This window comes from Chryseobacterium aahli (genome assembly GCF_022699665.1).
In the GTDB taxonomy this organism is placed as follows: Bacteria; Bacteroidota; Bacteroidia; order Flavobacteriales; family Weeksellaceae; genus Chryseobacterium; species Chryseobacterium aahli.
This window is the reverse complement of sequence record NZ_JALDNB010000003.1, coordinates 371,740-393,026: the sequence shown is the minus strand read 5'-3', so window position 1 is coordinate 393,026 and position 21,287 is coordinate 371,740. Positions and strand designations below refer to the sequence as shown.

The window sequence follows — 21,287 nt, the reverse complement described above, 5'->3', positions numbered from 1 at the left end:
AAATTTTAAGGTTCTATTTTAGCTTTAATTCCTTCATTCCAAAACTTAGATTCCGGCATATAATAAAGATAAACATTACTCGCTTTCCCGGTGTATTCTCCGGCAAATTCTACTTTTAAATCTAAGTTAACTGTTTTCGTTTCATTAGCATCAAAATGTTCCCAATATAAAACCAGATAGTTATCAAAAATTTCATAATAAGAAACCTGCTTTTTATCAACCATATCTTTCAACAGAGCATTTTGCAAAGTGAGGCCAGCAGGAATACCGATTTTTGCGGTTGCCATTGGTAATTCTCCGTTGATCTTATTTTTTACGGTTACTGTCATTCTGTTGGTTTCTCCTACTTTTGAAATTTCAGATTTCAGCTTTATTTCTAACGTTAGCGGGATGTTTTCACTCTCTGGAGCCTGCAAAGTGTAATATTGATAATCTAATTTATAAAGCAAACCTTTAGGACATATATATTCAATATTCAAGTCGTTTTCTCCTTTTCTGAAAGCAGAAGCAACACTATTATCGGCTTTAATTTTAGCATTATTAAGGGTAATCGTTGGCTTATCAACGCCATATAATTTTTCATTTTTAGCGAAGAAATCTGATAAAGTTTCCAAAGCCAAAGCAGTTGCCTGAGTAGAACCAAAACCGTAATAACCGTTACAACTGATGAGTTCATCAGCAATTTCGGCAATCTTTAACTGATCTGAATTTGCGTTTTTTTGCAAAGCCATCATGTAAAGAGAAATGGTTTCTGCGTTGGCAGAAATTCCGCCAGAACCCGTAAATGTTGTATTTGTTTTTACATTTTTAGTTGAATATTGTTCATTTAAAATGGTAAGAAGCTTTTTATAATCTTCGTTTTTATCCAAATGAGCCGCTGAATTTGCCATCAAAGCCAGCTGATAAGAATCTTTTGTTGCCAAGGCTCTTTTTAAACTGGTTTCGTAGGTATCCCGAAGTTCATTTTTAAAACCAATTTTAGACAAAGCGTATAATACATACATATTTCTTGACCATGAGTACTCGGAATAGGCGGTTTTCATTTCATAGTTTTTTCTCACTTCAAAGAGTCCGTTTGCATTTTTCTTAGATAAAATAAATGACGTCAGATTCTGAATTAGTTTTGCATCAACATTTACATATTTCTTTAAATCTCTGAATTCCATCAAAGCAAAAGCCGAAAGTGCCACATCAGATTCGCTGCCTCCAAAATAAGAAAATCCGCCATCGCTGTTTTTGTAAGAAATCATTTTCTGATAGCCTTTTCTTAGATTTTTGATTGCTGTAGATTCAGTATCAAAATTGATTTTTTTTGTAGATTTTAAATAATCCAAAATAAAAACATTCGGATAAACTGTTGAAGAAAGCTGTTCAAAACATCCGTGAGGTTCATTTTTCAGTCGTTCCAAATCTTCAAACATCTGCAATGCAGAATTTTCATAAACATAGTAAGACGACTCCAAACTACCATTGATATGTTCAGGAATGTTGATTTTAATCTTCTCAGTTTTATTATTGACGATTGAAAAATGATACGGAAAACCTTTTTCTTCAACTTTTAAAGGCAAAATCATGGTTTCTCTGAAATCTCCAGATTTTACAGCAAACTGAATATTTGAACTGATCAGTTTATCGGTTTGAATCGTCACAAACAATCTTCCGGATTCTAATGGCTTTAAAGTAATCAAACTATCAACTTTCATCAGTTTAACATGGTTCGGAACTATGACATTCAGAGTTAAAGTTTTTGTTTCAGCTGAATTATTTTTAATGACTACAGGAATTGTCATTTGATCTGTTCTTGTTAAATATTGCGGGATTTTAGCATCAATAGAAATCAAACTTTGAGCAGCATATGTGGTTTCGTCTCTTCCAATCAATCCTGACGCAGAAATTCCTTCCGTCATAATTCTGAAAGCCGAATTGGCATCAGACTGATAAAATTCTACTTTAGCTTTTCCGTTTTTATCTGTTTCTACGACTGGATTCCAATATAATGTTTCACGGTAATCGTGACGATATGCAGTGTTGGTAGATTCATAAACAGGATAAGAAAACTGGCGTGAGTAATTATAATTCACCAAACTATCATTTGGAATATTTTTTACAGCGAAGTAGGTTTCTGGTGTTATATCGAATTTTATGTTTGAATTTCTCTCATTTTTTGAATTGATAATAATAACTCCGTTTGAACCTCTGTTTCCGTAAATGGATGTTGCTACAGCATCTTTCAGAACAGAAATGGCATCAATGCTGTTTGCATTCAGGTTTCTGAATTGTGTTGAATTTGAAACCATTCCGTCAATGATGTATAAAGGTTCGACATTTCCTGATAATGATCCAGTACCCCTAATAGTAATTGTAGAGCTTCCTCCAGGCTGGCCACTACCAGTGGTTATATTAACACCTGCAAGTTGACCTTGAACCACATTGAGAACATTGGCGTAGGGTCTTTCATTAAAATTTGTAATTGATGAAGCGGCAGCGTATTGTTTTACAGTTCTGTATCCAACAACGACGACTTCTTCAATTTGTGTATTTTTAGAAATTGTGTCTCTTGCAGAATTCACTGAAGGTAAAGTTCTGATGATATTTTCAACTCCTTGAGCTGCAGTTTTTGGTTTTTCTTTGATTTCAGCATCTCTGATAATCTCTTCAACATCAATATTTTCTAAAGACTGCTTTACCAAAGGATTAATATTCAATTTATAAGAAAGCATTCTCACACTCACTTTCTGTTTCTTACTTAGAGATTTTGCAATGACGGTATAATATTCATTTCTGTTTAAATCTGAAAAATAAAACAAACCATTTTCTGTAGTAATCTGTTTTTTTATTTTAGAATTTCCTTCCACCAAAAAAACTTCAGCTTTTACAGGTTTTTTGTTTTCATCTTCTATAATTCCGTAGATTGGATTCTTCTTTTCGGGAAGATATTTGTATTTACCACTCTTTTCAAGATCCGGAATCATCTCAAAATATCGGTAACCATTCGTCAACATGACCAAGTCTAAACTTTTTATTGCTTTTTCTTCTTTTTTATCGAAATAAAACTGAGGTCTTTCTATTTTTCCTCTCAGTTCAGAATCTAACAACAGCCAGGAAAGAATATGATTTTGTTTATCATCGGCATACGTCCATAATTTGTCATCAACCACGCTCATCGAAAGGTTTGCAGGAATGGGTTGATTGTTTTCGTCGGTTGTTTCTAAATTGACGATTACTTTCTCTCTGGGCAGATAATTTTTCTTTGTATGAGTAATTTTCACCTTCATCTGCTTATTTTCACTGGTAAAAACAATACGTTCAGCCAGAGGAATATTATTTTCTGAGACAGTGAACCTGCAAATCCCGATAGGAAGTTCATTTTCTGAAATTTCAATCTGATTTAAACCTTGTTTCAAACTCATTGCCTTAGAATAAATCTCTTTTCCACGGAAATTTCCGGAGATTATAACATTCCTTTCTGAGGTTGAATTAATATTTAAACTGATTTTTTGATTCTCTTTTTTCGCATTAAAAACAATTCCGTTATCTTTTGTTATTGGAAGTTGGTAAATTTTACTGATGTTTTCAGGCTTAAGAACTTTTGCGTAATATGTTTCTCCTTTTTGGGGAGTAAAGAGAAAACTTCCCATACCGAAATTGTATGCTGAAACTTCCGTCAATTTCTTATGATTCTGATTGTAAATTTCTAAAACCGCGTCTACCGGTTTTTCAAATTCATCCAGAACTTTAAAAGCAATATTTTGTTCGGCACCATTAATGAAAGTTCCGCCTTCGGGCATGAATTTAACATCCAAATTATTTAAAACAATAGGAATATTTCTAGAAATAGATTCTGTAAAGCCGTCAAAATTCACTTTAATATTTAATAGAGCATCTGAAGATTTCAAGACTTCAGGAAGTTTGAATTTTAATACATATTTTCCTTCTTTATCGGTAATGAATGAACCTTCGTTTATTTTTTCACCTTGATGCATCACGGTAAAATACGCTTCATAAAAAGGAATCGGAAGATTGCTCAAACTTCTCATAGAAAAATCTGACAAAACCTCATCGCCTGCCCCATAGCCTTTTTTAGGAAAATCAAGTTTCATTAAAATTCTTGGCGAAACAATTTTCTGGAGCGTAATTTCCTTTTCAAAAACATTTTTGCCTGCTTCATTCTGCATCCAATTTGTGAAAGCTCTGATTTTGTAAATTCCGCCCTTCATTTCTTCTCCAAAATAAAAAGAACCATCTGCGTGACCGTTTTTAATTTCGTATTTCGATTTTCTTACCACAGTTCCGCTGGGGTCTATAAGTTCAAAATTAACCACTTTACTTTGATTAGCGGGAAGATTGTTTTCTGTCTGAACGATAAAAATTTTAAAAAACATTTCTTCACCCGGCTTGTAAAAAACATGGCTGGTCTGTATGTAAGTTTTCTCTTTTTTGAAATCGCTGAATATATTCTGTGCATTTAAAAACAAGCTTGACAAAAGAATAAAAACAAAAGTTATATTGGATAAAAATTTGAAGTTCATAGTTTAAAATTTAAAAGAAACCGTACATCCGAACGTTTTGAAAGAGGGAAGATTAAAGAAATCTAAACCTCTGCTGTTGTCGAAATCATAAAAATTCTGATCAGAATCTACGCCGGTATTGCCCTGCCAAAGGAAAATATTATTTACGTAAAAGCTCACGCCTAAAGCTCTTCTGTAATTTCCTACATCAAAATATGCAGAAAGCGTAATGTCATTAATTCTTATATAATCTGCTTTCTCAACATAATTTTCTGAAACCCCAAGAAAACCATATCTAGTCCAACGATTCTCGGTGACCGATTGATTCGGATTGTAAAAATCAACAGGAGTCTGATTAATACTTCCGTTATAATTCGCCCCTTCAAAAACATAATTTTTAATATTTCTCTCGTCACCAGAACTTTGTGAACGACCATAATAATCGAGAACAGCCTGGGTTCCGTTCCAGATTTGTCCGCCTTTTTTCCATTCCCAATTAACGTCTAACGCAAACATCTTGTAAATGATGTTGTGAGAAAACTTCATCACAAAATCCGGTGTAGGATCTGCAATTATTTTTAAACCCTTTGCTTTTACCGGATAACCCAAATCATCAATAATTAGTTTCCCATCTGAGTTTCTTTCGTAATAACTTCCCATCACAGCGCCCAAAACCTGACCTTCAGATAATGTTTTATAAATATCATTGAAACCCGAAATCATTAGATTATTATATCCTGAGTTTACTCGATCAACAACATCACGATACTTGAAAAAGGAAGCTTTGCTGCTTAAACTAAATTGATAATTATTGATTATTCTGTCATAATTAAAATTAACCTCATACCCTTTATAAGTATGATCTGCAAGATTTTTCAGCACCAGATTTTGTCCTTCAAAAACAGGAAAAACATCATCAGATATTCTGCGGTTAAAATATTCTGCGGTTAAATTCATTTTGTAATTAACAATAAATTTAAATCCGGTTTTCCATTCTTTGATGTTGATATTAGAAAGGTTATTAAAGGTTTCTACTTCCTTTAAAGGAAAATACAGGTGCGAATTTTGAGCAGAAAACTGCGTAGTTGCGTATGAAGAATAAGATTTTGCAATTTCGGGTTCTGCAGACAGTTGCGTGTACGCTCCTACTAACTGGAAATCTGTATTATTCCAATTAAAAATGTCGGTAAATGTGAAGTATCCATTGGCTTTTGGCAACCAAAAATTATTTTTGAGCGAGGTGTTTGAGGTATAAAATGAATTCCCAAGGTTGACACCAAACTCAATATCATTATTATAATCTTCGTAATCTAAATTATAATTAAAAATATAATCCTGCGATGTTCTCTGATAAAAATAATTCTTGTCTAAACTATGATTAATATTAACTTTTCTGTTATTTAGAATATGATTTAAACTGAATTTATTTTTTAAATCTGAATCTCTCAATTCATAACTCACCAGAATGTTTGAATTGTAAAATTCATTTTTCTGATTTCTGATATTGTAAAGTCCGTCTTCAAAACCGTAAGTTGAAATTTGATAAACATCACGATGTATCATGTCCTGATTGTCGTAAGCCTGACTGATATTAAGTTTAAAACGGTTCCAGTTTTTATTTACATCAAAATTAAACTGTCGGATATGATCATAATAATTGTATTTATCTTTCTGTTTAAAGAGAAATTCCGGGTTATCTGCGTGTGGACTGTAACGACGTTGCAATCCATTATTTAGATACGCATTCTGCAGATTCGAAAATGAAATCGGAGTTAAAAGTGAATTTTGGTATACTCTGTTGAAAAGTCCGATTCTGTTGGTATTTGTCGCTTTATTTTCTTCATAATTAAATCCTGCGTTGATGTTAAAATTTAAAATCTTTGTGCTGAATTTTGCTTTAAAAGAATTGGCTACATCAAACTGATCTTCAAAATACATCTGATCTTTTCGTTGACCGATGTTCACAGAAAGTCTTGCATCTTCATTTCCATCACTTTTAATAATCATATTCAGATTCAACTGATTGCTGTAGCCGGCAGTAGTTTTAAAAATATTGTTGTTATATGCTGTTGCTGGAGAAATTCCGTCTGATAAACCAACTAATTGTCCATTGAAATCATATTCATAAGGCTGCCCGTTGAAACCTAAAGTAGAAATATCAGGGCCGAAGCTGAACATCTCGCCAGTATCCGGTCCTTTCCAAACCAACGATCCGTTTTCTGATCTTCCCTGCACAAATTTATTTTGAGTTTTGGGAATACAATTTCTGTTTTTGACATCAAGGGATGTACTGAAACTTCCGTTAAAAACAAGATATTTTCTCGGCTGATTTTTAATTTTGTATAAAGAATCTGATTTATATTTAAGTTTTCGAACCGAAGAAAAATTGCGGTCTGAATTTTTCCTTAATGAATCGTAAGACTTTTGAATGCTGAACTCATCTACTTCAGATGGTTCAATCTGGTTTTGATAATCTTTTGAATTGATATTTTCAACAGCTTCTTTCTTTATTTGTCTTTCTAAAATATATTTAAGTTCGTAAACACCGTGAACGACCTGAATATTTTTACCGCCGTTCCAAACTAAAGTATCATATTCTTTTGCCGCAATAATTGCGAAGCCTCTTTCGTCAGTCAATTCATGAACACCTGTATTTTTATTGAAAATTTTCAGAAAATTCTGAGGCTTTTTCTTTTCATTAAAAAACGTCCCCGAATAATAACGCTGCGAGTTCTGCCCAAATGCAAAATGTACCGCAAACAGAGGCAACAACAGATAAACTTTTTTCATCTTTGATAATATTTCTAAAAATAGAGAAAAAAAAGAAATCTCCGAAGAAATTTCTTTTTTTATGAATGTTATTTCTGCATTGATCTATAGCTTTCGATCAATCTTACAAACTCTGCTCTATAACCTTCTTCATCATTACCTCTACCCTTTTTTGCTAGTTTTTCAATTTCTTTCAAATCTTTATTTTTAATTAAATCTGAATTTCTTAAAGCCAAACCAAACCAAGCTACTGAAGAGGCAAATTTAAAGTCATCACTTACTTGAGAAATGTTTTTATTTGAATTTTTCACCACCTGAACGATTTCCGAACTTGTATCGCCATCAGGCTTTTTATATCTGAATTTAACCGTTGCCGATTCGTCATTAAAGTTTTCATCATTTGTGTTTTTAGTGTATTTTAAATCATTTTCTTTGGGTGAAAACTCAGACTTGACATCAGTTGGAATGACTTCATATAAAGCCGTAACCGTGTGACCGCTTCCCAATTCTCCGGCATCAATTTTATCATTTGTAAAATCTTCATTCTTCAGTTTTCTATTTTCATAACCAATCAGACGGTAAGATTTCACATATTTCGGATTGAATTCAATCTGAATTTTGACATCTTTTGCAATCGCATACATACTTCCGGCAAACTCTTTTCCTAAAAACTTGTTGGCTTCCTGCATATTGTCGATGTATGCATAATTTCCGTTGCCCTTGTTGGCTAAAGTTTCCATTCGGTTGTCTTTAAAATTTCCCATTCCGAAACCTAAACACGTCAGAAAAACGCCGGATTTTCTTTTTTCTTCAATCAAGGTTTGAAGGTCGCCCGTGGAAGATGTTCCCACATTGAAATCTCCGTCGGTTGCGATGATAACACGATTATTTCCGTTTTTAATGAAATTTGCCTGAGCTAATTTGTAAGCCAACTCAATTCCCTGTCCACCTGCTGTACTTCCGCCTGCCTGAAGTTTTTCTAAAGCTTCAATGATTTTATTTTTCTCTTTAGCTGAAGTCGGTGGCAAAACCATCCCTGCACTTCCTGCGTAAACTACAATTCCTACTTTGTCCTGCGGTCTCAATTGATCTAAAAGCACTTTAAAAGACGATTTTAAAAGTGGTAATTTATTAGCTTCATCCATCGAACCTGAAACATCAATCAGAAATACAAAATTTGAACTCGGCAATTGATCTGTCGGAATATTTTTTCCCTGAAGACCAATTTTTAACAATTTATGCTTAGAATTCCAAGGCGAATCGTTGTATTCTGTGTTGATGGAAAACGGCTGATTATTTTTCGGTTGCGGATAATTATATTTAAAATAATTAATCATTTCCTCAATTCGCACAGCATTTTTATTGACATATTCTCCATTGTTAATCATTCTTCGGATGTTGGAATACGCCGCTTTATCCACATCAATTGAAAACGTAGAAACAGATTGATTTTTTGTCAGCTCAAAGGGATTTTCTACAAAAGCATCGTATTCTTCATTATTTTGCTTCTGAATTTGTTTTGATAAATTAATGCTATCCTGAATTTTCTGAAGTCTTTCAAAAGCTCTTCTTTCTTTTCTGGAAAGTTTTTTGGTTTTAATTATAATAACTCCGTTTCCTCCTCTACTTCCATACATTGCTGTTGCGGAAGCATCTTTTAAAACTTCTACACTTTCAATAGAGTTAGGGCTAATTTTACGAAATTCATCAGCACTTTGCGGAACTCCATTAATCACGTATAATGGTTGGTCGCTTCCGTTTAATGTACTCATGCCTCTGATTACAATTTGTTTAGAAGAACCAGGAGTTCCTTGACCTGATGTTATTTGAAGACCTGAAACTGTTCCAACTAAAGCCTGTGAAATATTATTACTCTGTTTAAATTCATTTTTGATATTTGATGTAGATGAGTAATTATTATAACCACTATTTCCAAAATCATTCATTGCAATCGATTGAGATGTGTTTATATTTCCTTTCGCTTTTTTTGAACGCTTGCCTTCCAAACTTCGCGAACTTACCACAGAAACTGCACTTGACGTATAGGATTGCTTTTTCACAGGTCGTAGTCCTACTAAAACTACCTCCTCAATGCTTTGAGCTTTATCATCTTTATCTAAAACACCATCTCCATCTGTTCCTTCGTAAATTATATTTTCTTTTACAATATCTGAACTCTGTGATGGTAATTCATTATGATACACCGGAGAAATTACAGGCTCAGGAATGATAGATTCATACGCTATCACTTCAGGCTTTTGAATATCTTTTTGAGATTGAATTTCCTTATCAATATTAGACTTTACCAAACTGTCAGTTGTCTGAACACTAGAATTTATTTTAGGTGAAACTGTATTCTGAGCAATTTGAGGTTTATTAATTTCAGAAACATTATTTTTATCAATAAAATAAAATGCTCCCAAACCAATAATCAAACTCGCTGCAATTCCATAAGGAAACCAGATAGGTACGATTCTCTTTTTATCTTCTTTTTTATCTAATTTTTCTTCAACTTTTGCCCAAACTTTATCAAAACCCGGAAAAGTAGCAGGTTCTTCCAAAGATTGAGAAGCCTCATTGAATTTTTTATCTATATCGTGATTGTTTTCCATTGTGTAAAGTTTAAATGTTGTGATTGACCAAGAGTTCCTGCAATTTTTTTCTCGCAAAATTCAGTTGAGATTTTGAAGTACCTTCGCTGATGGAAAGCATTGTTGCAATCTCTTTATGCGGATAACCTTCAATAGCAAACAGGTTGAAAATCGCTCTGCAGCCTTCCGGAAGAAAATTGAGCAGTTTCAAAATATCTTTTTCAAAAGAAATACTATCTGTTGGAGAACCTGTTGATTCTACAAACTCTTCTTCTAAAGACACATCGAGCGCTTTCATACTTCTCAATTTCTGCAAACATTCATTCACTGCAATTTTTCTTGCCCAGGCTTCGAAAATTTCATGATTTTGAAGTTGATTCAACTTTGTGAAAATTTTGTAGAACGTATCGGCCAATACTTCTTCGATGTCTTCGTCGTTTTTCAGATAGCGCTTGCAGACTGAGTACAGTTTGCCCGCCATTTTCTCATAAATCTTCCGCTGGGCGTTGCGGTCGTTCCGTTGGCATTCTATCAGTAATTCTTTTTCCATAGTCAGGCTTTATACTCTTATAGATGCAGGAAATTTCAGAAAGGTTGGAAACATTGTAAACTTTTTCTAAAAATAAGGAAATACTCAAACTAAAGGGTTGGAAAGTTATTCAGTTTTTTTAGTTAGTTAGTTAGTTAGTTAGTTAGTTAGTTAGTTAGTTAGTTAGTTAGTTAGTTAGTTAGTTAGTTAGTTAGTTAGTTGCTTGCGACGTTATTTAAACTGTTAAACTGAAAAACTATTTAACTGGAAAACTGTATAACTAATACATCGGCTTTAACCCTTTTTAACATTAATTCACGTAACATTCGCTTAACATTGCCGACTATTTAGATATAATTCTTTACGGTTGTAAGATTGCTTAAATAGTTTCAAAGTTCTAAAAACATTGAAACACAACTGTAAAATAAACATACCTTTTCTTATGAAAAATAAAAGATTTGCATCTTTGCTTGTTGTTTTATGTGCAGGAAGTATGATGTTTGCTCAGGATGACCTGATCAATAAGTTGAAAAACAATCAGTCTCAAAATGCTAACTTTCAGTTCACTACTTTAAAAGATATAGGGGCAACTTCTGTAAAAAATCAAGGTTCGTCAGGAACTTGTTGGAGTTATTCCGGAAACTCTTTTCTGGAATCTGAAATGCAGAGAATGGGTAAAAAACCTGTTGATCTGGCAGAAATTTTCACCGCAAGAAATTCTTATCATGATAAGGCAAAATTATATGTTTTAAATGGCGGAGCAATCAGTTGGGGCGACGGCGGAGAGTTGCATGATGTGGTGAATATGTACAAAAAATACGGTGCTGTTCCGCAGGATGTTTATACCGGTTTAAAATCCGGACAGACTTTAAATAATTTCAATGAAATGCAGGGGAAACTGAAGCCTGTTTTAGAAGGTTTGGTTGCGGCATCTGCAAAAGGAAAACTTCAAGATAACTGGATGGATTCTGTGGGTGCAATTCTTGATGAATATTTAGGAAAAGTTCCGGCAAACTTTACGTATGAAGGTAAAAATTATACTCCAAAAACCTTTGCGAAAGAAGTTGTTGGTATTAATCCTGAAGATTATGTGGAATTATCTTCTTACAAAGATTATCCGTACTATCAGAAATTTGTCGTGCCGATTCCTGATAACTGGAGCCATGATTCTGACTGGAATATTCCGATGAATGAAATGACTGCCATTATCGATAATGCTGTCGCAAAAGGATATTCTGTAGGTTGGGCAACTGACGTTTCTGAACCATATTTCTCTTACAAAAACGGTGTTGCGTATGTTCCTGATGTAGATTTGGATCAAATTACTCCAGAAGTAAAAAAAGAATTGTTTACACAGCCTAAAAAAGACAAAACCATCACTGAAGATCTACGTCAGAAAGCCTTAAATAATCTTTCTACGACCGATGATCACGGAATGCACATCGTAGGTTTGGCAAAAGATCAAACCGGAAAAGAATATTATATGGTGAAAAATTCTTGGGGTGTAACCAACGATTTTGATGGATATTTGTATGTGACAAAACCTTATGTTGAGTATAAATCGACAGCGATTTTGGTTCATAAAAATGCAATTCCAAAGAACATCAGAAAACAATTAAAGCCAAACAGAAGTATTGGTTTGTAGGAAATCATTATTGTCATTCGTTTGACAATTTTAGATATTTTTAAACTTGTTAATAGGCCGCTTTGAGATTTTCTTGAGGCGGTTTTTTGCTTTTATGTTTTTTCACAGTAAGAATTACATACTAACTTTGATATCAAAAAGGTAATATGCTTGGTAATTCTCATATTTAATTAGTTAATAGTAAATCACTTTCGTCTTTTCTTTTTAGATTTTTTATAATGATTTCTCAACGAATGCAATATTGTTCCTAAATAAATCGGTCTGAACCCGCTAGTTTCATTTATCATTTCATTCGGAATATTCCAATTTAATATTTCTTGTACATCAGTATCAAAATCGTCAGCAGGATTATATTTTAATCTTGATTTTCTAAATTTATTCGATATAAAAGACTCTATAATTTTTTTTAATAATTGATGAACTTCTTTCTCATAAATCTCTAATTCATCTTCATTCTTTTCAAGATAATAATCTGGAGTAGCCCTCCAAAAAATCATCAAAGCCGTTCCTTTATCGCATTTATCCGAGTTTATAATCCAAAATAAAATTTCGACACCATCATCCCAATTATAAATATCTGCAAGATAATGAAGCTCTGTAGAACTTAATGATTTAAATTTTTCAAAATTGGGATTTTCATCTCTAAAAGATAGTTCAAAAAAATTTTCTTTAATAAAATTTTCACGGCTTGGTTTTACAATCATTTATGTTATTTGTTAGATCTAACTAAATTACAATTTTTATATATACAATAATCAACAAAAAAACCGCTCCCAAAAAAGAAAGCGGTTTCAAATTTATCTAAAATCTCAATTAAAATATCGCAGGATATTTCTGAGGATTTGTTTCATTAAATAAAGCATAAATCCTTTCCACCATATCATCGGAAGATGGCTTAGAGAAATAATCTCCGTCACTTGCGTACGCAGGTCTGTGATCGTTTGCAGCAATTGTCAATGGATCAGAATCTAAATATCTAAATGCTTTTTGTTTTTCTAAAATCTGCTGAAGGATAAACGCTGAAGTTCCGCCTACCACATCTTCGTCGATTACAACCAATCTGTTGGTTCTTTTCACAGATTCTGCGATTTCATGCGTTAAATCGAAAGGAATTAATGACTGAACATCAATAACTTCTGCAGAGATTCCAAGTTTTTCTAATTCTTCTGCTGCTTCCATAACGATTCTCCAAGTCGAACCGTACGTTACCAAAGTCACATCTTTTCCTTCTTTTGTAACCTCAATTTTCCCGACAGGAACAGTGAATTCACCTAAATTATCAGGTTGTTTTTCTTTTAATCTATAACCGTTCAGACATTCAACAATCACAGCAGGATCGTCGCTTTGAAGCATGGTGTTGTAGAATCCGGCAGCTTTCGTTAAGTTTCTTGGCACTAAAACCAAAATTCCTTTAGAAAGATTCAGAATTCCCGCCATTGGCGAACCTGAATGCCAAACTCCTTCCAATCTGTGACCTCTTGTTCTGATGATTACAGGAGCTTTCTGACCGCCTTTTGTTCTGTACTGAACTGTCGCCAAATCATCGCTCATTCCCTGTAAACAGTACAAGATATAATCTAAATATTGAATTTCAGCGATTGGTCTTAAACCTCTCATTGCCATTCCGATTCCCTGACCAAGAATGGTCGCTTCACGAATTCCTGTATCGGCAACACGAATGTCACCATATTTTTCCTGCATTCCTTCAAGACCTTGGTTCACGTCACCGATATTTCCGGCATCTTCACCAAAGACCAAAGTTTGAGGATATTTTTCAAAAATTTTATCAAAATTATTTCTTACCACTACTCTTCCGTCAACATCCTGAGACGCTTCTGTGAATACCGGCTTTACTTCTTTTACATTTTCAGCTCTCCATTGAGACTGCGAATATAAGTGTGAAGAATAATTATCTTTTTCAACTTCAAAAACTTCGTTGTATTTGTTCATCAACTGAGTTCTTTCCGCAGAATTGGTTCCTCTTGTTGCCAATAAAGATTTTCTGATCAAATGGAAAACGTCTTTCTTAGCTTTAGAAACTAATTTATTGTATTGATTGATGTATTCTTCAATCTCAGTGTGTTTTCCTTTTAAATTTTCAACTAAAGGTAAAACTGAAAAAGCCAACTCAGTAAGCGTTTTCTGATAGTTTTCCCAAGCCGATTTTTGTCCTGCTTTTACTTTTTTCTTCGCTTCTTCATCAATCGCATCGAGTTCTTCAACAGCTGCAATGATTTCCTCTTTTCCTTCAATTTCGATTGAATAATTTAAAATCCATTCTCTGAATTTTAACAATCCGTCAAAATCTGCTTCCCAAGATAAACGCTCTTCATTCTTATATCTTTCATGAGATCCCGAAGTCGAGTGACCTTGAGGCTGTGTAACTTCAATCACGTGAACAACCACAGGAACAGATTCTGTTCTTGCAAAATGTTCAGCTTTTGCATAAGCATCCAACAAAGCCGGATAATCCCAAGCTTTCACCTGAATAATTTCACAACCTTGATTTTCGCCTTCTTTTCTTTGGAAACCGCTCAACATCTCAGCAATATCAGCTTTTGCTCTCTGCTTCATCGTAGGAACCGAAATTCCATAACCGTCATCCCAAATCGAAACAATCATCGGAACTTGCAAAGCACATGCAGCATTTAAAGTTTCCCAAAAATGACCTTCAGCAGTTGATGCATCTCCAATGGTTCCAAAAGCGATTTCGTTACCTTCGTTGGAGAATTTTTCAGAACCGTCAAATTTTACGGATTTATATATTTTTGAAGCTTGCGCTAAACCTAATAATCTTGGCATTTGCCCTGCAGTAGGAGAAATATCAGAAGAAATATTTTTCTGAGCCATTAAATCTTTCCAGCTTCCGTCTTCGTTTAAACTTCTTGTGGCAAAGTGACCATTCATCTGTCTTCCGGCAGATGCAGGCTCTCTTTCCACACTTGTATCTGCATATAACTGAGCAAAGAAACTTTCAACCGATAAAGCATCTATAGCCAACGCAAAAGTCTGATCTCTGTAATATCCCGAACGGAAATCTCCGTTTCTGAAAACTTTCGCCATTGCCAACTGCGGCAACTCTTTTCCGTCTCCAAAAATTCCGAACTTCGCTTTTCCGGTAAGAACTTCTCTTCTGCCCAGATAAGACATTTCACGAGAGATTCTACCTAATTTATAGTCTTCAAGTATCTGATTTTTAAAATCTTGAAAAGAAATCTGCTGAGTTTCAATATAGGTTGTCTGCATAGCCAAATATTAAATATTTTTTAATTCTGAAGTATTTTGCTAATATACACTTTTTATATTAATTTTAATTTTCAAGAATGTTTTTTATAAATTTGATAATGAAAAAAAATGTGTTTACTTTGAATAAAACTCTGTAATATGGAAAAAAAGTCCACTCATATTCTTAATGCATCGTCTAATCTTTTAGGGTTTTCTATGATCATCATCACCTCATTGAAAATCACTAAAACGAGCCATCATACATTTTTAGATGAGTTTGCAGGCATCGCATGTGTACTTTTTGCGTGTAGCAGTTTATTTTCGTTTATGTCGATAAGAACTGATAAGGAGAGTCTGGGAAACAGATACGAGAGTATTGCGGATTATCTATTTTTAATCGCTTTATTTTGTATTATTCTGTCTGTGATTATTATAACAACAGCAATAATGGATTAAAATTCCTGTTTTTTTGTTTTCTTTAAATTAATATTGGAATTCTAACGCAAATTATTAATTAGAATTTTCTTTCAATGACGTAATCCAACATCATGTGCAAAGATTTTCGCACTTCAGAATCAGGAAATTCATCAAGAATATCTTTAGCTTTCTGCTGAAAATCTTTCATCACCTGAATGGCGTAGTCTAAACCGCCTGAACTTTTCACAAAAGCAATCAGTTCTTTCACACGTTTTTGGTCATTGTTATAGCGTTTTATTGTGTTGAAATAATATTTACTATCGGTTTCGCTGGCAATTTTTAAAGTATGAATTAAAGGCAAAGTCATTTTTTGCTCTTTAATATCAATTCCCACCGGTTTTCCGATAAAGTTTGAGCTTAAATAATCGAATAAATCATCCTTAATTTGGAAAGCCATTCCGGTATACGTTCCGAACTGCATCATTTTCTTGGCTAAATTTTCATCAGCATCGTTGGATAAAGCACCGATTTCGCAACATGCAGCAATTAAGGTCGCTGTTTTCTGACGGATAATTTCATAATAAACATCTTCAGTAATATCCAATTTTCTGGCTTTTTCCAATTGAAGAAGTTCGCCTTCAGACATTTCTCTGATAGTTCTCGAAATCACAGAAAGCAAATCGTAATCTTTATGGTCTGTAGAAAGCAAAACCGCTTTTGAAAGTAAGAAATCACCAACTAAAACTGCAATCTTGTTTTTCCATAAAGCATTAATAGAAAAGAAATTACGTCTTTTAAAACTCTCATCCACAACATCATCATGCACCAAAGTTGCCGTATGAATCAACTCAATCATTGAAGCTCCACGATAGGTTTTTTCGTTGACGCTTCCAATTAGTTTTGCGCATAGAAAAACAAACATCGGACGCATCTGCTTCCCTTTTGTCGTAACAATAAAACGGGTAACTTTATCGAGTAAAGCGACTTTGCTTTGCATGGATTCATAAAACTTTTGTTCGAAAAGTTTCATTTCCTCATTGATCGGTCGTTTGATTTCTTCTACAATATTGGCCACTATCTGAGAATGATGGGTGAGTATTTATTAATTCACAAAGATAATTTTTTTAAACCAATTTTAACAAAAATTAAAGTTTGAGTTTTTCTTTAGGAATAAAATAAAAAAACGGTTGGGTTTTCTTGATCGGTGAATAGAATTTTTCCCCTGAAATATAAATTCCTTTTTCGCCAACGGCAATACCTTCGATTTGCCCGATGGTCAATGCACTGCCTAAATAAAGATGTTTTGGATTTTCTTTGAAAAATATTCCCGGTTCCATTTCATTAAATACATTTAAAAACACTTCAGTTTTCTTCGTATAACCAACGACGTACAATTTCTGCTCGTAATAATAAGTATCAGTCACCACAAAACCTGTTTGGTAAGATTCTACTTTCTGAGCAGCTTGATTTTCAAAATTTTCAGGATCAAGTGTGTAATGCGTTGTAGATTTTGAAGCCCATTCTTTGGTGAAAATATGGATTTTTCCGTTTAAATAAATCATCGATTCCAAATCGTAATCAGTTGAAATATTTTTTGATGTAAAATCGTTTTGTTCGGGATAATAAAACGAAATGGTTTTCATTAAATCATTCTGTAACTGATTATTTTGAAAAGGAATTTTATATATTTTTAAATCTTTTCTAGTTCCTGCATTGTTGCCAAAATCTCCAATGTAGAAATTTTCACCGTCGCTGGCTAAAGCTTCCCAGTCTTTATTTTCAGTATCTGTTTTTAAAACTTTGAGAATTTTTCCTGAATTTTTATCGATTTCATATAATTCTGCAGGATTTCCACTATCGTTGAAAGTGTAGAGTTTTCCATCAAAGAAATTCAGTCCGGAAGTCTCTTGAATCGAATCATTTAAAACTGAAACTCTGAATTTTTTAAGCTTAAAAATTTCTGCTTGTTGAGAAAAAGCAGTTTGAAAAGTAATAATGATCAGTAATAGAAAAACCTTCTTCATAGCGCAAAATTACAGATTTTGGTATGAATGGATTGTTAAGAATTTTGAAGTTATACTTCCACTTTGTGGATTGAGTTTATTTAAAAAAGAATTTAATTAAGGAATTATTCAGCGTTTTTATTCGCCAACTGCCCGCAAGCGGCATCAATGTCACCGCCACGACTTTTTCTGACCATCACTGTAATTCCAGCTTTTTCAAGTTCACGAACATATTTTTCTTCGGCAGCAACGCTTCTATGGTCAAATTTCCCTTCACCAATCGGATTGTATTGAATTAAATTGACTTTAGAAGGAATCTGTCGGCAATATTTAATTAAAGCTTTAATGTCCTCATCTTTGTCATTAATACCTTTCCATACGCAATATTCAAACGTAACAACAGAACCTGTTTTTTTGTACCAATACTGAAGCGCTTCCATAATATCCGTCAAAGGAAATTTATCTGAAAACGGCATAATCTCATTACGGGTTTGTTCAACCGCAGAATGTAATGATAGGGCGAGCTTTACTTTTAACTCGTCATCAGCCAGCATTTTAATCATCTTTGGAATTCCTGATGTAGAAACGGTAATTCTTCTCGGTGACATTCCTAAACCTTCAGGTTGAGTGATTTTTCGGATGGCTTCAACCACATTTTTATAATTCATCATCGGCTCACCCATTCCCATAAAAACAATGTTGGTAAGCGGACGGTTATAATATTCTTTACTTTGTCTGTCTATTAAAGCAACCTGATCTACGATCTCTGCCACTTCAAGATTCCTCATTCTTTTGAGCTTTGCTGTAGCACAAAATTCACAGTTTAACGAACAACCTACCTGTGACGAAACACACGCTGTAGTTCTCGTTTCTGTAGGAATAAGAACAGATTCTACCATAAGACCGTCATGAAGCTTCACCCCATTTTTTATCGTTCCGTCTGTAGATTTCTGAAATTGATCTACTGCTGCCGGATTCATGATAAAGTCACGGATAAGATTCTCTCTCAGGTCTTTTGAAAGATTCGTCATTTCTTCAAATGAATGAAGATTTTTACTCCAGATCCAGTCATAGACCTGCTTAGCACGAAAAGGTTTTTCACCAATAGTACCAAAATAGTCTTTGAGTTGGTCTAGGGATAAGGTACGGATATCTTTCATGATTAAAGAGCCAAGGTAAAAGGTAAATGTAAAAAGTTTAAAGAGCCAAGTAAAAACGAAAGGAATAAAGGTTTTATGTAATTATATTTTAGTGTTGTTTACAATCGCTGCGAGAATATTTTTTAATTCGTTACTTTCTTTCAACAAATTTTTAAACTCTTCAGAATCGTAAGCGTCTAATTTTTCTAAGATTCTTAACCAAAAATTAGTTTCTCTGGCTTCACGTAATGCAATTTTAACTTTATTTCTAAAATCTGCTTTTGAAGATCCTACTTGGGATTCTTCATAATTTGCACCAATTGAAGTTGCTGATTTTCCTAATTGAAATCTTATTAATTTACTTTCAGAATCGTTTGGAAGTTTTCTTAAAAATTTAAGACAATTAACACCAAAGTCAAACGTTCTTAATAGCAAATCATTCTGTTTCATTACACTTCCTTACTTTTTCCTTTTTACTTGGCTCTTTTTACTTTATATTATATAATAAGCATTGCGTCACCGTAAGAATAGAATTTATACTTTTCTCTTACGGCTTCTTCGTATGCTTGCATTAAGAAATCTTTTCCTGCAAACGCTGCAATCATCATCATCAATGTAGATTTTGGCGTGTGGAAATTAGTAATCATCGTATTGGCAACCCCAAAATCGTGAGGTGGGTAAATAAATTTATTTGTCCAGCCATTGAATGCTGAGATTTTTCTGTTTGAAGAAACTGAAGTTTCAATTGCTCTCATCGTGGTTGTTCCTACCGCACATACTCTTCTGTTTTCCTGAACAGCTTTGTTGATGATTTCAGCATTTTTCTCATCGATGATGATTTCTTCAGATTCCATTTTGTGCTTAGAAAGATCTTCTACTTCAATCGGGTTGAAAGTTCCTAATCCTACGTGAAGGGTCACTTCAGCAAAATCGATTCCTTTGATTTCCAATCTCTTCATCAAATGTCTTGAGAAATGCAAACCAGCAGTTGGTGCTGCTACAGCTCCTTCCACTTTAGCATAAATGGTCTGGTATCTTTCAGCATCTTCCGGTTCCACATCTCTTTTGATATATTTTGGAAGAGGAGTTTCTCCTAGCTCGTTCAATTTTTTACGAAATTCTTCGTAAGAACCGTCGAATAAAAATCTCAATGTTCTACCTCTAGAGGTTGTATTATCAATTACCTCAGCAACCAAAGATTCATCTTCGGTGAAAAATAATTTGTTACCAATTCTGATTTTTCTTGCAGGATCTACCAAAACATCCCAAACACGGGTTTCTTTATCAAGCTCTCTCAATAAGAAAACTTCGATTTTAGCTCCTGTTTTTTCTTTATTTCCGTAAAGACGTGCCGGGAAAACTTTAGTGTTGTTGAAGATGAACAAATCTTTTTCATCAAAATAATCTACAACGTCTTTAAATGTTTTATGCTCTATAGTTTGAGTTTTTCTATCAAGAACCATCAACCTAGACTCGTCTCTATGTTCAGACGGGTGCTCTGCTAATAATTCTTCAGGGAGATCAAAATTAAAATCGGATGTCTTCATTTTTTAAATTACGGTTTAAAAATTATACAAAAATTACGGATGTAATTTTTCGGACTGCAAATATACAACATTCGACACCCCTTTGTCAAGTCTTTATTTCACTATCGGTACTGGCAGGGATTTTAAAGTACTACATTTTTTTATTTTGTTTAATTATTACAAGAAAAAACAGTATTTTAGACGGAATTAAAATTACACCTATGAGCAAATATTCTTTAGAAGAATTCGTAAAAGAAACCAAAGAAAATCCTCTTGAAAGAGATTATTTTGAATTGGAAAAACCTGCACTTTTAGAAATCAACCTCAACAATCAGGCAGTCTGGACAAAAACAGGGAGCATGGTTGGCTACGTTGGAAATGTCAACTTTGAAAGACAAGGAATGCTTTCCGGCGGATTGGGAAATATGTTGAAAAAAGCCATCAGCGGAGAAGGTGCAAAACTGATGAAAGCGGAAGGCACAGGCAAATTATACGTTGCCGATTCAGGGAAAAAGGTTAGAATCTTATATTTGAACAACGAAACTCTTTTCGTGAATGGAAATGATGTTCTAGCGCACGAACAAAGTGTTAAAAGTGACATTACTATGCTAAAAAGTATTGCCGGAATGATGTCTGGAGGACTTTTCCAAGTAAAACTTTCAGGAACTGGTCACATTGCAATTACTACTCATGGTGAGCCTTTAACCTTAATGGTTACTCCTGACGCTCCTGTTTTTACTGATCCAAATGCAACAGTTGCGTGGTCTGGAAATTTAAGTCCGGAACTGAAAACCAATGTTTCTTTTAAAAGTTTAATTGGAAGAGGTAGTGGTGAAGAATTTCAGATGAAGTTTTCTGGGAATGGATGGGTGCTGATACAGCCGTATGAGGAGGTTTATGTGGTAGCAAAGTAAATTATATTTTAAGATATTAAA

At 33.8% G+C, this 21,287-nt stretch carries 14 protein-coding genes; 3 read left to right on the top strand and 11 right to left on the bottom strand.

Features of this window, described 5'->3' with window-relative positions:
- Positions 1-5 precede the first annotated feature (5 nt).
- The 4 genes from MQX03_RS07895 to MQX03_RS07880 form a co-directional block, all read right to left on the bottom strand.
- A complete protein-coding gene (locus tag MQX03_RS07895; protein WP_242802428.1) occupies positions 6-4,529 on the bottom strand; it encodes a TonB-dependent receptor plug domain-containing protein in 4,524 nt (1,507 codons plus the stop codon).
- Positions 4,530-4,532: 3 nt separating this feature from the next.
- Entirely contained in the window at positions 4,533-7,298 is a 2,766-nt protein-coding gene (locus MQX03_RS07890) for a TonB-dependent receptor (RefSeq protein ID WP_242802427.1), read from the bottom strand.
- A 68-nt stretch (positions 7,299-7,366) separates the two neighbouring features.
- Complete coding sequence (locus MQX03_RS07885; protein WP_242802426.1) at positions 7,367-9,889, bottom strand: vWA domain-containing protein; 2,523 nt, start codon at positions 9,887-9,889, stop codon at positions 7,367-7,369.
- A gap of 10 nt (positions 9,890-9,899) precedes the next feature.
- The gene (locus MQX03_RS07880) at positions 9,900-10,418 is read right to left on the bottom strand and encodes an RNA polymerase sigma factor (RefSeq protein ID WP_242802425.1); all 519 of its coding nucleotides are present in this window, start codon (positions 10,416-10,418) and stop codon (positions 9,900-9,902) included.
- 421 nt (positions 10,419-10,839) lie between these two features.
- Between MQX03_RS07880 and MQX03_RS07875 the strand changes: the two genes are divergently transcribed.
- Positions 10,840-12,042, top strand: a complete 1,203-nt coding sequence (locus tag MQX03_RS07875) for a C1 family peptidase (protein WP_242802424.1) — start codon at positions 10,840-10,842, stop codon at positions 12,040-12,042.
- Between the two features lie 185 nt (positions 12,043-12,227).
- Here MQX03_RS07875 and MQX03_RS07870 read toward each other — a convergent pair whose 3' ends face one another.
- Together MQX03_RS07870 and MQX03_RS07865 are read right to left on the bottom strand one after the other, a co-directional pair.
- Positions 12,228-12,746, bottom strand: a complete 519-nt coding sequence (locus MQX03_RS07870; RefSeq protein ID WP_242802423.1) for a DUF4274 domain-containing protein — start codon at positions 12,744-12,746, stop codon at positions 12,228-12,230.
- A gap of 109 nt (positions 12,747-12,855) precedes the next feature.
- Entirely contained in the window at positions 12,856-15,288 is a 2,433-nt protein-coding gene (locus MQX03_RS07865; RefSeq protein WP_242802422.1) for an alpha-ketoacid dehydrogenase subunit alpha/beta, read from the bottom strand.
- 138 nt (positions 15,289-15,426) lie between these two features.
- Here MQX03_RS07865 and MQX03_RS07860 point away from each other — a divergent pair, with 138 nt between their 5' ends.
- Complete coding sequence (locus MQX03_RS07860) at positions 15,427-15,723, top strand: hypothetical protein (protein ID WP_242802421.1); 297 nt, start codon at positions 15,427-15,429, stop codon at positions 15,721-15,723.
- A 58-nt stretch (positions 15,724-15,781) separates the two neighbouring features.
- On the opposite strand, the gene MQX03_RS07855 is transcribed toward MQX03_RS07860, so the two are convergent.
- The 5 genes from MQX03_RS07855 to queA form a co-directional block, all read right to left on the bottom strand.
- Entirely contained in the window at positions 15,782-16,759 is a 978-nt protein-coding gene (locus MQX03_RS07855) for a polyprenyl synthetase family protein (RefSeq protein WP_242802420.1), read from the bottom strand.
- A 70-nt stretch (positions 16,760-16,829) separates the two neighbouring features.
- A complete protein-coding gene (locus MQX03_RS07850) occupies positions 16,830-17,708 on the bottom strand; it encodes a hypothetical protein (protein WP_242802419.1) in 879 nt (292 codons plus the stop codon).
- Between the two features lie 104 nt (positions 17,709-17,812).
- Positions 17,813-18,847 (bottom strand): 23S rRNA (adenine(2503)-C(2))-methyltransferase RlmN, encoded by a 1,035-nt coding sequence (rlmN, locus tag MQX03_RS07845; RefSeq protein ID WP_242802418.1) that lies wholly within the window; start codon positions 18,845-18,847, stop codon positions 17,813-17,815.
- An 81-nt stretch (positions 18,848-18,928) separates the two neighbouring features.
- Positions 18,929-19,276: a four helix bundle protein gene (locus tag MQX03_RS07840; RefSeq protein ID WP_242802417.1), complete on the bottom strand. Its 348-nt coding sequence runs from the start codon at positions 19,274-19,276 to the stop codon at positions 18,929-18,931.
- 47 nt (positions 19,277-19,323) lie between these two features.
- Complete coding sequence (queA, locus tag MQX03_RS07835; protein WP_129534440.1) at positions 19,324-20,373, bottom strand: tRNA preQ1(34) S-adenosylmethionine ribosyltransferase-isomerase QueA; 1,050 nt, start codon at positions 20,371-20,373, stop codon at positions 19,324-19,326.
- 200 nt (positions 20,374-20,573) lie between these two features.
- On the opposite strand from queA, the gene MQX03_RS07830 reads away from it, so the two are divergent.
- The gene (locus MQX03_RS07830) at positions 20,574-21,266 is read left to right on the top strand and encodes an AIM24 family protein (RefSeq protein ID WP_242802416.1); all 693 of its coding nucleotides are present in this window, start codon (positions 20,574-20,576) and stop codon (positions 21,264-21,266) included.
- Positions 21,267-21,287 lie beyond the last annotated feature (21 nt).

Excerpts from the sequence above, each read along its gene's own strand:
- MQX03_RS07850 (WP_242802419.1), bottom strand. The coding sequence starts at position 17,708 with ATGAAGAAGGTTTTTCTATTACTGATCATTATTACTTTTCAAACTGCT.
- MQX03_RS07885 (WP_242802426.1), bottom strand. The coding sequence starts at position 9,889 with ATGGAAAACAATCACGATATAGATAAAAAATTCAATGAGGCTTCTCAA.
- MQX03_RS07890 (WP_242802427.1), bottom strand. The coding sequence starts at position 7,298 with ATGAAAAAAGTTTATCTGTTGTTGCCTCTGTTTGCGGTACATTTTGCA.
- MQX03_RS07895 (WP_242802428.1), bottom strand. The coding sequence starts at position 4,529 with ATGAACTTCAAATTTTTATCCAATATAACTTTTGTTTTTATTCTTTTG.
- MQX03_RS07840 (WP_242802417.1), bottom strand. The coding sequence starts at position 19,276 with ATGAAACAGAATGATTTGCTATTAAGAACGTTTGACTTTGGTGTTAAT.
- MQX03_RS07860 (WP_242802421.1), top strand. The coding sequence starts at position 15,427 with ATGGAAAAAAAGTCCACTCATATTCTTAATGCATCGTCTAATCTTTTA.
- MQX03_RS07880 (WP_242802425.1), bottom strand. The coding sequence starts at position 10,418 with ATGGAAAAAGAATTACTGATAGAATGCCAACGGAACGACCGCAACGCC.
- rlmN (WP_242802418.1), bottom strand. The coding sequence starts at position 18,847 with ATGAAAGATATCCGTACCTTATCCCTAGACCAACTCAAAGACTATTTT.
- MQX03_RS07865 (WP_242802422.1), bottom strand. The coding sequence starts at position 15,288 with ATGCAGACAACCTATATTGAAACTCAGCAGATTTCTTTTCAAGATTTT.
- queA (WP_129534440.1), bottom strand. The coding sequence starts at position 20,373 with ATGAAGACATCCGATTTTAATTTTGATCTCCCTGAAGAATTATTAGCA.
- MQX03_RS07875 (WP_242802424.1), top strand. The coding sequence starts at position 10,840 with ATGAAAAATAAAAGATTTGCATCTTTGCTTGTTGTTTTATGTGCAGGA.
- MQX03_RS07870 (WP_242802423.1), bottom strand. The coding sequence starts at position 12,746 with ATGATTGTAAAACCAAGCCGTGAAAATTTTATTAAAGAAAATTTTTTT.
- MQX03_RS07830 (WP_242802416.1), top strand. The coding sequence starts at position 20,574 with ATGAGCAAATATTCTTTAGAAGAATTCGTAAAAGAAACCAAAGAAAAT.